Annotated in this window: 15 protein-coding genes and 1 pseudogene; all 16 read left to right on the top strand. The window is 34.9% G+C overall.

Annotation, left to right across the window (positions count from 1 at the left end):
* Positions 1–64: 64 nt before the first annotated feature.
* The 16 genes and pseudogenes from NST26_RS25620 (at position 65) to rfbC (ending at position 15,114) form a co-directional block, all read left to right on the top strand.
* Entirely contained in the window at positions 65–685 is a 621-nt protein-coding gene (locus NST26_RS25620; RefSeq protein WP_340980131.1) for a sugar transferase, read from the top strand.
* 27 nt (positions 686–712) lie between these two features.
* A complete protein-coding gene (locus NST26_RS25615) occupies positions 713–1,351 on the top strand; it encodes an acetyltransferase (protein WP_340980130.1) in 639 nt (212 codons plus the stop codon).
* Positions 1,351–2,490: a DegT/DnrJ/EryC1/StrS family aminotransferase gene (locus tag NST26_RS25610; RefSeq protein WP_340980128.1), complete on the top strand. Its 1,140-nt coding sequence runs from the start codon at positions 1,351–1,353 to the stop codon at positions 2,488–2,490. The genes NST26_RS25615 and NST26_RS25610 overlap by 1 nt, the downstream gene beginning before the upstream one ends.
* The gene (locus NST26_RS25605; protein WP_340980127.1) at positions 2,487–3,587 is read left to right on the top strand and encodes a glycosyltransferase family 4 protein; all 1,101 of its coding nucleotides are present in this window, start codon (positions 2,487–2,489) and stop codon (positions 3,585–3,587) included. Before NST26_RS25610 ends, NST26_RS25605 begins: the two co-directional genes overlap by 4 nt.
* Before the next feature lie 26 nt (positions 3,588–3,613).
* Positions 3,614–4,936 carry a nucleotide sugar dehydrogenase gene (locus tag NST26_RS25600; RefSeq protein ID WP_340980126.1) on the top strand — a complete coding sequence of 441 codons (1,323 nt, stop codon included), beginning with the start codon at positions 3,614–3,616 and terminating at the stop codon, positions 4,934–4,936.
* Between the two features lie 2 nt (positions 4,937–4,938).
* On the top strand, positions 4,939–5,913 hold the full coding sequence (locus tag NST26_RS25595; protein WP_340980125.1) for an SDR family oxidoreductase: 975 nt from the start codon (positions 4,939–4,941) through the stop codon (positions 5,911–5,913).
* 1 nt (position 5,914) lies between these two features.
* Positions 5,915–7,024 carry a glycosyltransferase family 1 protein gene (locus NST26_RS25590; protein WP_340980123.1) on the top strand — a complete coding sequence of 370 codons (1,110 nt, stop codon included), beginning with the start codon at positions 5,915–5,917 and terminating at the stop codon, positions 7,022–7,024.
* Between the two features lie 165 nt (positions 7,025–7,189).
* Positions 7,190–8,056, top strand: a complete 867-nt coding sequence (locus tag NST26_RS25585; protein ID WP_340980122.1) for a glycosyltransferase — start codon at positions 7,190–7,192, stop codon at positions 8,054–8,056.
* Positions 8,057–8,085: 29 nt separating this feature from the next.
* Entirely contained in the window at positions 8,086–9,165 is a 1,080-nt protein-coding gene (locus NST26_RS25580; protein WP_340980121.1) for a glycosyltransferase WbsX family protein, read from the top strand.
* Positions 9,166–9,453: 288 nt separating this feature from the next.
* On the top strand, positions 9,454–10,641 hold the full coding sequence (locus NST26_RS25575) for a hypothetical protein (protein ID WP_340980120.1): 1,188 nt from the start codon (positions 9,454–9,456) through the stop codon (positions 10,639–10,641).
* Between the two features lie 109 nt (positions 10,642–10,750).
* Complete coding sequence (locus tag NST26_RS25570; protein ID WP_340980119.1) at positions 10,751–11,410, top strand: CatB-related O-acetyltransferase; 660 nt, start codon at positions 10,751–10,753, stop codon at positions 11,408–11,410.
* Positions 11,407–12,864 carry a lipopolysaccharide biosynthesis protein gene (locus NST26_RS25565; RefSeq protein ID WP_340980118.1) on the top strand — a complete coding sequence of 486 codons (1,458 nt, stop codon included), beginning with the start codon at positions 11,407–11,409 and terminating at the stop codon, positions 12,862–12,864. The genes NST26_RS25570 and NST26_RS25565 overlap by 4 nt, the downstream gene beginning before the upstream one ends.
* Before the next feature lie 278 nt (positions 12,865–13,142).
* On the top strand, positions 13,143–13,424 hold the full coding sequence (locus NST26_RS34095) for a helix-turn-helix domain-containing protein (protein ID WP_445323342.1): 282 nt from the start codon (positions 13,143–13,145) through the stop codon (positions 13,422–13,424).
* 93 nt (positions 13,425–13,517) lie between these two features.
* A pseudogene (locus tag NST26_RS25560) lies at positions 13,518–13,637 on the top strand (NAD-dependent epimerase); the annotation flags it as partial.
* Positions 13,638–13,654: 17 nt separating this feature from the next.
* Positions 13,655–14,533, top strand: coding sequence for a glucose-1-phosphate thymidylyltransferase RfbA (gene rfbA / locus NST26_RS25555; RefSeq protein WP_340980117.1), 879 nt, complete (start codon positions 13,655–13,657; stop codon positions 14,531–14,533).
* A gap of 20 nt (positions 14,534–14,553) precedes the next feature.
* Positions 14,554–15,114: a dTDP-4-dehydrorhamnose 3,5-epimerase gene (gene rfbC, locus NST26_RS25550; RefSeq protein WP_340980116.1), complete on the top strand. Its 561-nt coding sequence runs from the start codon at positions 14,554–14,556 to the stop codon at positions 15,112–15,114.
* The last annotated feature ends 21 nt before the right edge of the window (positions 15,115–15,135 follow it).

The raw sequence follows: 15,135 nt of genomic DNA, 5'->3' as shown, positions 1-15,135 counted from the left end.
TGTCAAGAAAATGGCGGGTTAACATCCGCTATTTTCAATATCTGAAAACAGAGGTTGATAGTGAATGAGGCCATACTTAGTAGTAAAAAGGGTTGTTGATTGGCTCATTGCATGTGTGCTTATTGTACTCAGTTCGCCCTTTATGATAGCAGCAATTATAGCTGTGAAGATTAGCTCTAAGGGGCCTGCTTTATTTAAGCAAAAACGCCCCGGAAAGAACTGCAAAATCTTTACGGTTTACAAGTTTAGGACAATGTCTCTAGAGACGGATGCGCAGGGGGAACTTTTGCCCGATATTCAAAGAATGACCAAGGTAGGTTCTTTTTTGCGTAAGACAAGCATTGACGAACTGCCTCAATTGTTTAACATTCTTAAAGGGGATATGAGCTTTATAGGACCGCGGCCTCTGTTAGTCAAATATCTTGAATATTATACACCTGAACAAAATCGTAGACATGAAGTTACACCAGGAATATCAGGGTGGGCTCAAGTGAATGGAAGAAACACAATCAGCTGGGAAGAAAAGTTCGATTATGATGTTTGGTATGTTGATCATATTAATTTAAAGCTCGATATGAAAATTTTCTGGAAGACGGTTAAGAATGTTTTGATTAGCGAAGGGGTTAACAACTCTCAGACAGATACAATGCCAGTCTTTACTGGTGGCAAGACAATTGAAAGCTGATTATTCTATCAAGGCCAGGTGATTTCATTGGGAAACTTATTGATCTTGGGGGCTGGAGGACATGGTAAGGTTGTCGCAGAAACAGCTATGCGTACTGGTCTATGGGATGAGATAGCTTTTTTGGACAATGATAGTACTCTTAATAGGGTAATAGGGATTCCTGTTATTGGAGGTTTCGATACTTATCCTAACCATAAAGAGACATATTCTAATGCGATCGTTGCCATCGGGAATAATCACAATAGGTTGACTTGGCTGACTACACTTGAACAAGCAGGCTACAAAATCCCTGTAATAATTCATCCCTCCAGCATATTAAGTGAATTCTGTGAAATTGAGTCCGGTACTGTAGTTCTCGCGGGTGTTGTGGTCAATGCAAACGCTAGGATCGCAAAGGGATGCATCCTTAATACTTCAAGTTCGATTGATCATGATTGTGTGATAGGAAATGGGGTGCATATTTCTCCAGGCACCAATATTAGCGGAACAGTTACAATTAATGATTTCTCTTGGCTAGGTGTAGGTTCGAAGATTGTAAATAATATCACTATAGGCTCCAATGTGATTGTTGCCGCTGGCGCTGTAGTAATTAATGATATTCCTGATTGTGTAATGGTAGCAGGTGTACCAGCACAAATAAAAAAATGCTTTGGAGATGAATCGTAATGCAGGAGCGTATTTATTTGTCACCTCCACATATGAGTGGAAATGAAATGAAATACATACAGGAGGCATTCGATAGTAACTGGATTGCCCCTTTAGGTACTAACGTTGATAAGTTCGAAGAAGAAATTTGCGACTATGTTGGCATGGAGCATGGGCTAGCCTTGTCATCAGGTACAGCAGGAATTCACCTGGCACTGAAATACTTTGGTGTAGGTCCTGGTGATTATGTATTCTGTTCAGATTTAACTTTCGCAGGAAGCTGTAATCCGATTCTTTACCAGTATGCAAATCCAGTATTCATTGATTCCGAACCGGAAACTTGGAACATGTCACCCATAGCTTTAGAGAAAGCATTCGAGTGGGCCAAAAAAGAAAATAAAATGCCGAAGGCAGTTATTATAGTTGATTTGTATGGACAAAGTGCAGATTATGATGCATTACTTCCGATCTGTGAGCGCTATGGTGTACCTGTCATTGAAGATGCAGCAGAAGCTCTTGGGGCTTCCTACAAAGGGGAAAAATGTGGTTCATTTGGTCACATTGGTATCTTTTCATTTAACGGGAACAAGATCATCACTACCTCTGGCGGTGGGATGATCGTTTCTAATGATGAAGAGGCTATTAAGAAGATGCGTTTCTGGGCTACACAGTCTAGAGAGCCTGCGAAGCATTATGAGCATAAAGAGGTAGGATACAATTACCGGATGTCTAATATTTGTGCTGGGATTGGGCGGGGGCAACTATTAGAGTTGGACAATATAGTGGAAAAAAGAAAACTGGTTAATACAAGATACAAGGAATTGTTAACTAATTATCCAGTGGAATTTATGCCTAGTTTAACAGGATATGAGCCGAACAATTGGTTGACAGTATTGAATTTAACAACAAATGAAAGCAACTTAAGAGATCATATTCTTAATGAAATTGAAAAGGAAAATATTGAAGCTCGGCCTGTTTGGAAGCCTATGCATTTGCAGCCACTTTTTAAAGATTATGAGTTCTTTAGCCATAAGAATTCTATATCTGATGAATTATTTGAGACGGGGATTTGTCTCCCTTCAGGTACAGGAATGACCGATGATGATATTAAAAGGGTTGTCTCAGTAATTAAAGAGACCTTTAAATTGGTATTGCAATGAAAATTATAATGATTTCTGGTTATACTCCATCGCTTTTAAACTTCCGTGGAGATTTAATCAAGGCAATGGTTGCCAAGGGATATGAAGTTATAGCAGTAGGACCTGAAAGCGGATATGAAGAGCAATTAGCAGAATTAGGAGCTAGATTCGCTCAACTTCCACTTGTAAGAACAGGGACCAATCCTTTAAATGATCTTACATTAATATTTAAAATTTATAAATTTATTAAATCCGAAAGACCAGACTTGGTTTTTAGTTATACTATTAAACCTGTTATTTTTGGATCAATTGCTGCCCGATTGGCAGGTGTCAAAAATATTCATGCTATGCTTACCGGGCTGGGGTATGTCTTTACAGCTCGTGGGAAGAAAGCAGCAATCATTAGAAGCATTAGTAAGACTCTGTACAAAGTTGCTTTGAAGAGTTGTAAAAGAGTGCTGTTTCAAAATCCGGATGACTTAAATGAATTCGTATCACAAAAATTAGTTGATAAAAGTAAAACTGCTCTTATTAATGGCTCTGGCGTGAATATGGACTATTTTAGTGCTGTACCTTTGCCTCAGGAGACGAGTTTTTTAATGATATGCAGAATTATTAAAGATAAGGGTGTAACAGAATATCTAAGGGCTGCTGAAATCGTAAAGCAATCTTATCCTCAAATTAATTTTTCATTAGTGGGACCTTTTGATACTAACCCTAATTCATTAAGCTATGAGGCCATACAACCCTTTATTGATTCAAAAATTGTTGATTATTTGGGTGAGGCTAAGGATGTTAGGCCGTTCATAGAAGCGGCTTCAGTATTTGTATTACCATCTTATAGAGAAGGTACGCCAAGAACTGTTCTAGAAGCTATGGCTATGGGAAGGGCCATTATTACCACCGATGCTCCTGGGTGCAGGGAAACAGTGGTTCATGGTGTGAACGGATTTTTGGTCCCGGTTAAAGATGTTAATAGTATAGTGGAAGCAATGATATTTCTTATAGAAAATAATGATGATCTTATAAGAAAAGCTGGAAAAAGCCTTGAAATATGTAAAGAGAAGTATGAAGTTAATAAGGTTAATAACAGTATTATGAATATTTTGGAGATTTAAAATAAATAAAGTTTTGGAGGAAGACCATGACGAATCTTTATGAACAGATATCCAGAAAGGAACAAAAAATATCTATTATCGGGCTAGGGTATGTAGGAATGCCTTTAGCAATTGCCTTTGCCAAAGCGGCTGACGTTATTGGTTTTGATATTTCTAAGAGCAAAGTAGAAGAGTACAACAGGGGCAATGACGTTACCAAAGAAGTAGGTAATGAAGAAATACAAAATACTACAGCTTACTTTACATCTGAGGAAATTCACTTACAGGATGCTAAGTTTCATATAGTTGCAGTTCCTACACCCATAAATAAAGATAAGACACCTGATCTCACACCAATTATATCTGCGAGTAAGACTTTAGGAAGAAATCTGACTGCAAATTCGATTATTGTTTTTGAATCCACAGTTTTTCCAGGGGTTACTGAGGATATTTGTGTTCCGATTCTAGAAGAATACTCGGGGTTGAAATGTGGAGTAGACTTTAAAGTAGGCTATTCTCCAGAAAGAATTAACCCTGGAGATAAATTACATAGGCTTGAAACAATTGTAAAAGTTGTAGCGGGAATGGACGGAGAATCATTAGAACAGATTTCAAAGATATATAGCATGGTCATAACTGCAGGAGTATATCAAGCAGAGAGCATCAAGGTTGCCGAGGCTGCAAAAGTAATAGAAAACTCTCAAAGAGATATAAATATCGCATTTATGAATGAACTATCGATTATTTTCAATAAATTGGGGATTGATACTCAGTCAGTGTTGAAAGCGGCAAGGACTAAATGGAACTTCTTAGACTTCAAGCCTGGGCTAGTAGGTGGACACTGTATAGGTGTAGATCCATATTATCTAACATATAAGGCAGAAGAAGTCGGATATCACTCACAAATCATTCTTTCTGGAAGAAGAATAAATGATGGGATGGGGAAATATGTGGCTGAGAATGTTGTTAAAAATCTTATTCAGGCAGACCTTTCCATTCACGATGCAAAAGTTGCGGTATTAGGATTTACATTTAAAGAAGACTGTCCAGATACTAGAAACAGCAAGGTAATTGATATTATTAATGAGTTAAGAGAATACAAGATAGAACCACTTATTTATGATCCTGTAGCTGATATTGTAGAAGCAGAACATGAATATGGAGTGACCTTCTCTGATATTAAAAAAATCAATAATCTGGATGTAATTATTTTAGCAGTATCTCATAAAGAGTTTTTGAATATGAACTTAAATGATTTGGATATCCTTTTTAAGAAAGTAGATAATAACAAAAAAATAATTATTGATGTTAAAGCAATATTAGATCGAGGAGAAACAGAAAAATCAAATTATAGATATTGGAGATTATAAGAATGAGCTATAAACGATTAGAGTTTCCTATAAATAGTAAATTTTTAGTTACAGGCGGAGCAGGATTTATTGGCTCTAATTTGTGTGAGGCTATTTTAGAAATGGGGTACTCTGTAAGATGCTTGGATAATTTCTCTACAGGAAAAAGAGAAAATATAGCTCCATTCTTAGAAAACCCCTTATTTGAACTATTTGAAGGGGATATTAGAGATCTTGATACTTGTATGCAAGCTTGTAAAGAAGTGAATTATGTTACACACCAAGCATCGTGGGGAAGTGTGCCAAGAAGTATTGAAATGCCACTTCTTTATGAGGAAATTAACATTAAAGGCACTTTAAATATGATGGAAGCTGCGAGACAAAATGAGGTGAAGAAATTCGTTTACGCTTCAAGCTCCTCAGTTTACGGTGACGAACCCAATCTTCCTAAGGTCGAAGATAGAGTAGGGAAAGTATTGTCTCCTTATGCACTTACCAAAAAAGTTGGTGAAGAGTATGGAAGATTGTACACTCAGATATATGGGCTGGAAACAGTAGGATTTAGATACTTTAATGTCTTCGGTAGAAGACAAGATCCTCATGGTTATTATGCAGCGGTTATTCCTAAATTCGTTAAAGCACTTTTAAATGATGAAATCTCTACTATAAATGGAGATGGTGGACAATCAAGAGATTTCACTTATATTGAGAACGTGATAGAAGCAAACTTAAAGGGAATGCTTGCTCCTAAGGAGGCTGCTGGTGAGGTATATAATATCGCATTTGGTGGTAGAGTGTTCTTGATAGATTTGTACAATAAGCTATCTGAATTATTAGGGAAGAGTATTCAACCTAATTTTGGGCCTGACCGAGCTGGTGATGTTAAACATTCAAATGCTGATATATCTAAAGCAAAGAGACTTTTAGGATATGATCCGGAGTTTGATTTTAACTCCGGTATTGAATTGGCGGTAAATTGGTATAAGGAGAACATATAAAATGAATGTCCATAATTCCCCTGTACGAATTCTCCATGTGTTTGGGATAATGAACTGCGGTGGTGCTGAGACATTTATTATGAATGTCTATCGAAATATTGATAGGGAAAAGATTCAATTTGATTTTATAGTTCATAGTGAAGACAAGGGCTATTATGATGATGAAATTGAAGCATTAGGTGGAACTATTTATTCTATACCAAAATTTAAAGGGAAAAATATTAGGGAGTACATAAAAAGCTGGAATGTCTTTTTTGATACATATAAAGATTATCAAATTATTCATTCCCACATTAGGAGTACAGCAAGTGTTTTTTTATCAATGGCTAAAAAAAGAGGTATTATAACAATAATTCATAGTCATAATACTTCATCTGGAAAGGGAATAATAGCAACTATTAAAAACTTACTACAACTTCCCTTGAGAAAGATATCCCACTATAGATTTGCATGTAGCATAGATGCAGGTGAGTGGTTGTATGGAAAGAAAAAATTTGAAGTAATGAATAATGCAATAGATGCAAAAAAATTCACTTTTGACCAATCAACCAGAGATAGGTATCGAAAAGAATTAGAGCTTGTTGACAAATTTGTTGTTGGTCATATTGGAAGATTTCATGAGCAAAAAAATCATGAGTTTTTATTAGATATGTTCAAGTCGCTAAATACTAAACATCCTAATACCGTTCTTTTACTTATTGGAGATGGCGATCTGAGATATACTATTGAGCGAAAAATTATAAAACTCGGGTTACAGAATAGTGTGGTTTTGTTAGGTGTTCGTAGTGATATCCCTCAACTTTTACAAGCTATTGATGTTTTTGCTTTTCCTTCTATATATGAAGGACTAGGCATTGTTGTAATTGAAGCTCAAGCTGCTGGGTTACCATGTGTGATTTCAGATGTAGTACCTAGTGAAGTAGGAATTACAGATTTAGTGAAGTTCATTTCACTAAAAGAGAATCCAGAGTATTGGGCTAAGGAAGTAATCACCTCTAGAGACTCCAATATACGTAAAAGTACATTTGAAAAAATAAAAAAAGCAAATTATGATGTTAAGGACCAAGTAAAGTTGTTAGAAGATTTTTATTTAAAGATTAGTATAGAATGAGTTTTATAAATGGATAATATAATAATAGTTAGGGTACTGAATTAGAATCTAATTTTATAAATGATGAATATTGTTTGGATACGCATATTCAATCTGGGTACGATATCAAACAAACATCTTACTCGTTACAAAACTTTTATATGGAGAAGTAGGAGTGATTTGATTTTGTATAAATATGCTGGAGTTGTAGTTCTTTATAACCCTGATACTAATGTGAACGATAACATCAATACTTATATTAACTTTATTGATAAACTATTTGTTATTGATAATTCAAATTCTATTAATCTAGCTATGCGAGATCTTCTATGCTTGCATCAGAAGGTTGAATATATAAATTTGAATGGAAATAAAGGACTGGCAAAAGCATTGAAAATAGGCTGTGATATAGCAACAAAAGAAGGTTTTGATTACGTGCTAACAATGGATCAAGACTCTTTTTTTGAAGGGGATTCTGCATTTTGCTTAATTGACTTTATTGAAAATTCACGGGATCATTACGCAATTGTTGCTTCAAATGCAATTTCAATCTATAAAGATGAAATTACAAGAGAAACCAAGATAGCTTATACTGAACTTTCTGGTTGGAATAAAGAATGTAATTGGGCCATGACTTCTGGAAGTATGATGTGTATTAATGATTATATGTTAACTTCTGGATTTGACGAATCATTGTTCATAGCTCATATAGATATTGATATATGTTTACAGTTTCACATGCTTGGGAAGAAAATTATTAAATTAAATGATTCAAAACTTTTTCAGACATTTGGGAATTCGAAGCCGCGGAAGTTTTTGTGGAAAACTGTTCACCCATCCTTTGCGAATCCTAACAGAACTTATTACATTTTCAGAAATCAAAAATATTTAGAAAATAAATTCCCTAATCATAAAAAATACATCGGAGTAAATTTATATAAGTTCATTATAAAAATTATTTGTTTTGAGGATCAGAAATTAAAAAAAATAAACATGGCAATTAGAGGTTGTATAGATGGTAAAAGAAGAACAATGGGTGAATGTAAATATTAATTTAATTATGTAATATGTTGGAGGGTAAAATGACAAATATATTAGCAATGTACTTACCACAATATCATGAAATACCAGAAAACAACGAATGGTGGGGGAAAGGTCATACGGAGTGGGTAAGTTGTAAAAAAGCTAAGCCACTTTTTAAAGGGCAGAATCAGCCAAGAGTTCCTCTTAATAATAATTATTATAACCTTTTAGATATAGATGCCCAAATTAATCAAGCGAAAATCGCTAAGGAATATGGTGTATATGGATTTTGTTACTATCATTATTGGTTCTCTGGAAAGCAGTTGCTTGAACAACCTATTAGTAATATGTTGAATAATAATAAAATTGATATTCCTTTTTGTGTATCCTGGGCAAATCATTCCTGGTCAAATAGTACTGCAAGGAAAAATCGAACAATTCTGATTGAACAGAAATATGGTACTGAGCCTGATTGGATTGAGCATTTTGATTATCTGAAAAAATTATTTAATGACGATAGATATATAAAGGTTAATGGAAAACCAATGATAGTTATTTATGACGCAGTCAACATAGATTGTTGGGATGCAATGAAGAATTTGTGGGATAGACTAGCTCTAGAAAACGGATGGGAAGGATTGTATTATGTTACAACTTTAAAACATGAGATAGATGTTCAATTTTCACGAGAAAAAAAGTTTGATGCCCAATTTGAATATCAACCAACATTTGCTTTGGCAAAGGCTCATAAGATTGATTATGCAAAATGGTATAATCTTAAAAGGCTGCTATGTAAAGATGTGTTTAATATTCCGTGCAGAATTAGTTATGACAAAGTTTGGACAAGAATAATAAATCAAACACCAAGTAATGGTGTGAAAACTTTTTTAGGAGCTTATAATGACTGGGACACGACGGCAAGATGGGGAAAGAAAGGAATTGTACATATTGGAGCTTCACCAATTAAATTTAAAAAGTATTTAAAAAAGCAATTAGAAAGAAGTAAAACATCAAAAAGTGAATTTGTTTTTATTACCGCTTGGAATGAATGGAGTGAGGGTGCATATCTAGAACCTGATGAGAAATATGGATTCTCATATTTGGAAGCAATTAAGGAAACTATGATTGACTATGATTAAAGGTAAAATTAGATCTTATTTATCATATAGTGAATAGTTTAATGCTGATACTACATTTAAATCAGGTGATAAACAGAATTCTCTATTTAAGAATTTTCTGGTGTAGTTGATGAAGTCTAATATAAATTGTACAGCCTGAAAGTAAAAGTGAATGTGAATGTGTATACTCAAAATCAAAATTTTAGGCATCTTTTAAGTTTGTTGTTACTCTTTGGATTAATATAATTTCAGAAAGTTTCGCTAGGGAATTGATGTAATTTCTGAAATATAAAAAACAGGTGATTATAAATGTTGAAAAAAATATATACTTGGATAATAGTTTTATTTGTACCCTTAACAATATATAAGATTAATATAATGACATTTACATTAGCCGATGCTTTATTAATATGTGTTTCGCCAATATACATTATTAATATGTTAATGGTTAAACGGAAAATAAATATCAATAAAAAACTATTCATAATATCAATGCTAATAGTATTTCATTTAGTAGTATTAATACCTTTAAGCCGGACGGGATTTCAAAGTGACACACTTTTGAGAACATTTCGTTATATTTCATATTTATTGTTTATCGCTATTTTTGCACGAGAGTATTTTGATTTTCAGTTAGGATTGAAGTTATTAAAATTTATATCATTTTTTTCATCAATTTTTTTAATAATTCAGTTTCTTTTATTGAATTATGGAAATTATTATTTATCAGGATTTATTCCAGGGTTACCGCTATCTACTGAATCAATGAATGAAATGGGAAGACAATATGCACTGGGCTTTGTTAAAAGACCTACCTCAATTTTTTATGAGCCTGCTCATTTTTCAAGTTATGTACTTTTGTATTTTGGGATAACCTTATTTGGAGATAATAAAAAAGAAAAAGTTATGTTGATTTTGATAGGCTTAGCTTTGATTTTGTCAGGTTCTTCCACTGGGATATTAATAGCGATAGGATTAGTTTTACTTTGGGCAGGGAAGTTACTAAGGAGCCTCAATAATACCAAAAAGGTTATTAATTTTTTTATAATAATTTTGTTTTTTGGTTTATGTTTCTTGATATTTACTAAAACACAAATTTTTAATAACTTTATGGATAGGACATTTCAGAGTAAAACAGCTACTACTGGAAGATTTGGAAACTATGTTGATGTTTTCAGGAATATAGATTTAAACCTAGTTGAAAAGGTAATCGGACATGGTATGGTTCGGTATGAAGAATATATCCCAAGCATTCCAAGAGTGTATTACTACTTTGGAATTACTGGTTTAATTTTATTTAGTTTTTATAGTATACAATACGTTTATATTAAAAAAGGTTATAAGAGGATTGCTCTAGTATTACTTCTGGTATCAATGTTAGGTACGGAAATTGCATTTGGGAGTTTTATGGTGATGTATTTATCTTTTATTATTGAAATAAGAAAAACGGATCTTCGAACAGAAAGTGATTTATCGATTTCTTCTTATAAACATTAAAAAAGGGGAAATCTTTATTTCTCGATAGAGTCTTACAAAATTATTCGAAAAGAAAGCGTATGATCGATTCTAGTAATACTTAGTGGGATATTTAATAAGAAAAACCATTATGTCTAAATATAAATTAATTAAAGTGGTGATTAAGTTGATAAAAGATTTGTTAATGCCAGTATATATGCATTTGAAATTAGTCTTATTTAATCGGAAATGGAGAAAAATAAATAGAAATAATCACACTGTTGCGAGAACTATTTTTCCAATTAATGATATTAAGGTTGGTAACCACACATATGGTGACTTGAATATTACCGCTTTTAATAGTGATGGAAAATTAATTATTGGGAATTTTTGTTCTTTAGCAGGGAATGTTCAATTTCTATTATGCGGTGAACATAATTATAAAACTATTTCCACGTACCCGTTTAGGTCTCAAATGTTAAAACAAAGGGAAGCGTTTAGTAAAGGAAATATTATAATTGAGGATGATGTTTGGATAGGTCAAGGTTGTATCATTATGTCTGGTGTTAGAATTGGCCAAGGTGCTGTTATTGCTGCTGGTTCAATAGTTTCAAAAGATGTACCCCCATATGCAATTTATGGGGGGAATAAAATAATTAAATATAGGTTTACAGAAGATATTATAAATGTATTATTACTGATTGATTTTGGGAAATTAAGTTGCGATACAATACAGCGGAATATGGACTTTTTGTGCACTGAATTAAATTCAGATATGTTAAATAATGAATTTATTGTGAATCTCTTATGAATAATAGAGGAAAGAGAATTAGTGGTAAATCAAAGGTTTTTTTTAAGAATTTTTCCTATGCAGTATCATCGAATTTGATTTCCTTACTTATATCAACATTAGTAGTTTTAATCGTACCAAGAATGATCGGAGTAGAAGAATATGGATATTGGCAACTGTATTTATTCTATACATCATATGTCGGCTTCTTACAGTTTGGATGGAATGATGGAATATATTTACGATATGGGGGGGGGAAGTATGAAGATTTAAATAAATCACTATTCTCTACACAATTCTGGTTATTATTTATTTCTCAAACAGTAATTGCCATAATTATTATTTTGTTATCCATCCTTCTATTTGACGATGCTAATAGGCAGTTTATACTTACAATGGTGGCTCTTTGTTTAATATTAGTGGGTGTTAGAGCTATGCCCCTCTTTATTCTACAGGCCACAAATAAAATCAAAGAATTTGCTCAAATCACGATTATAGGAAGAGTGCTGTATTTTGTTTTGATTGTTTCTTTTTTGTTTTTTGGTGTTAACGAATTTAAAATCATGATTTATGCTGATTTACTTGGTAAGTTAATTTCATTAGTATATGCGATGTATTGCTGTAAAGATATTGTTTTTCAGAAACTTTATTCACTCAAGATTAGTTTTAGAGAAATATCAAGTAATATTAATGTTGGCATAAATCTTATGTTTGCAAATATTGCAAGTTTGTTAATAATAGGTGTTGTAAGGTTTGGTGTAGAGCATTCATGGGACGTATCCACTTTTGGGAAAGTGTCACTTACTTTAAGTATATCAAATATGATGATGATTTTTATAAATGCCGTAGGAGTGGTTTTGTTTCCTATACTGAGAAGAATTGATGAAAAAAAGTTAAACAAGATATATGTTACAATAAGCCCTTTATTAATGACATTTTTTTTAGGTTTGCTGATAAGTTATTATCCTCTAAAAATGATTTTAACTTCTTGGTTACCAGATTATTCTGATAGTTTACTATATATGGCTTTGGTTTTTCCAATGTTTGTATATGAAGGAAAAATGGCGCTGTTAATAAATACATATCTTAAGACTCTCAGAAAAGAAAAACTGATGCTACGAATCAATTTAATATCTCTTGTGTTGAGTTTAGTATTAACCCTGGTCACTTCAATATTAATAAAAAATCTAACATTGGCAATACTATCAATAGTGATTATTTTAGCTTTCAGAACTATATTAGCCGAGTGGTATCTATCGAACGTTCTTTCAATATCAATTTATAAAGACATACTCTTAGAATCGATTGTTATATTTACTTTTATCTTAATAGGGTGGTTGGGGAGAGAGATATACTCCCTATATTCAGTTATCTTTTATAGTGTAATTTACTTAATATATTTATTTTTTAAACGGAAAGAAGTAACTCAGGCGCTTAAAGACATTAAGCTGATCATGAATAGTGGAGAGTTTTAACTTCAAACAGGTAGGAAAATGTTATAGACCAAACAGCTTTTTTCAAGAGATCTAAACCGCAATGAAACAAGCTAAAAAGCGTCGGATGTATGAACGATACCAGACACTGTATTTGTATCTGCAAGAAACAGAATTGGAGAACATCGCCCACATAATTAATCAAAGTGAGAAAACCGTAAAAGGTTACATTGGGCGTATGAAGCGACCGGGCTTTCAGCCTTCAAATATTTTATTCTCCAGGAACGCCAGGTCGATTAACTAAAGAACAGCAAGAAAGGTTGAAACAATTCATTATAAGCTCCATACCGCACGATAAGGGTTTTACAGCATGGCATAACTGGACACTTGAAATTATTGCAGCCTTGATAAAAAGGAAATTTGGAGTCAAATACTCACTTCGCGGGATCTCCAAAATGATGCATCGCCGGGGGCTAAGCTACACCAAACCAACATATACACTGGTCGCAGCAGACGAAGAAAAACAATGTAAGTTTACAAAATCGACGTTTCCCGATTTAGAAAAGAGTGATGGAGTGCGAAATCGAGCATTTGCTTTTTGAAGACGAATCCACAATTCGAGATTATCTATCCATTCAGAAAATATGGTTTATCCGTGGAAAACAACGAATAATCAAGGCTACAGGCAAACAACGGCAACCTATGCATCTACTGAGCTATTGCAAGCCGCGGTGGGGTTTAAGCCGAGCACATCTATTGAAGAAGGATTGCAGAAATTTACTGACTGGTATGTTAAATATTATGAAGCCAAATAATAAGTGAGGTGAACCTTATGAAAGGCATAATCCTAGCCGGTGGCTCCGGCACCCGGCTCTATCCGTTAACCATGGTCACCAGTAAACAGCTTCTACCCGTTTACGACAAACCTATGATCTATTACCCATTATCCACCTTAATGCTGGCTGGAATTAGAGATATCCTTATCATCTCTACACCTGAGGATACTCCGAGGTTTGAGAGTCTTTTAGGGGATGGTTCTCAGTTCGGGATCTCTCTACAATACATAGTACAACCCAGTCCTGACGGTTTAGCTCAGGCTTTTATTTTGGGCGAATCGTTCATTGGGAATGATGCTGTGGCAATGATTCTTGGCGATAATATTTATTATGGGAATGGCATTCGTAAGATGCTTCAGCGTGCTTCCGGGAAGGCACAGGGGGCGACTGTGTTTGGGTATCATGTCCATGATCCGGAACGGTTCGGTGTGGTGGAGTTCAATGATGAAGGCAAGGTACTGAGTGTGGAAGAGAAGCCGGTACAGCCTAAGTCTAATTATGCGATTACGGGTCTCTACTTCTATGATAACCGTGTTGTGGAGATTGCCAAGAACGTGCAGCCTTCTTCCCGGGGTGAATTTGAGATCACTTCTATTAATGAAGCATATCTTAAGATGGGAGAATTGGATGTGGAACTCCTGGGCCGCGGCTTTACCTGGCTGGATACGGGAACTCATCAGAGTCTGGTGGATGCCACTAATTTTGTCCGGACGATTGAAGATCATCAGGGGATTAAGATTGCCGCGCTCGAAGAGATTGCATATATTAACGGATGGATTACGAAGGAGCACTTGCTGAGTTGCGGGCAGAAGCTAAGCAAGACGGGCTACGGCCAGTACCTGATCAAGGTTGCTACCGGGAAAATTCAATATTAAGCAGTAGAGGTGTAGAGGATATGAAGTTAACAGAAACAGCGCTTCCAGGCGTGTATATAGTTGAACCTGCGGTATTCGGGGATCACCGGGGATGGTTCATGGAGACGTTCAGTGATGCGAAGTTCAGAGAGCAGGGCATTGATATTGCTTTTGTACAGGATAATCAGTCCTATTCTGCGGTTAAGGGTACCCTGCGCGGCCTGCATTATCAACTCAATCCCAAAGCTCAGACCAAGCTGGTGCGATGTACCCGTGGGGCCATTTTCGATGTGGCAGTGGATGTTAGAGCAGGCAGTCCCGCTTACGGCAAGTGGTTCGGTGTTGAACTGAGCGCAGAGAATAAGAAGCAGCTGTTGATTCCCAAGGGGTTCGCCCATGGGTTCATGACGGTGACCGAGGATGTTGAAGTTCAGTATAAGTGTGATGAGCTATATGCTCCAGACTGTGATGGCGGCATTCTCTGGAATGATCCGGCTATCGGGATTGAATGGCCCCTCCACGTTACCCCCATTCTCTCCGGCAAAGACGAGCAGGCTCCGTTACTGCAAGATGCTGTTTTGAATTTTACCTACACTCCCTGAGTAGATGGAAATCTAATTGAA

The organism is Paenibacillus sp. FSL R7-0128 (genome assembly GCF_038002245.1).
Classification (GTDB): Bacteria; Bacillota; Bacilli; order Paenibacillales; family Paenibacillaceae; genus Paenibacillus_AQ; species Paenibacillus_AQ silagei.
Note: the sequence above shows the minus strand (reverse complement) of the source record. Positions and strands in the feature narration are given on the sequence as shown.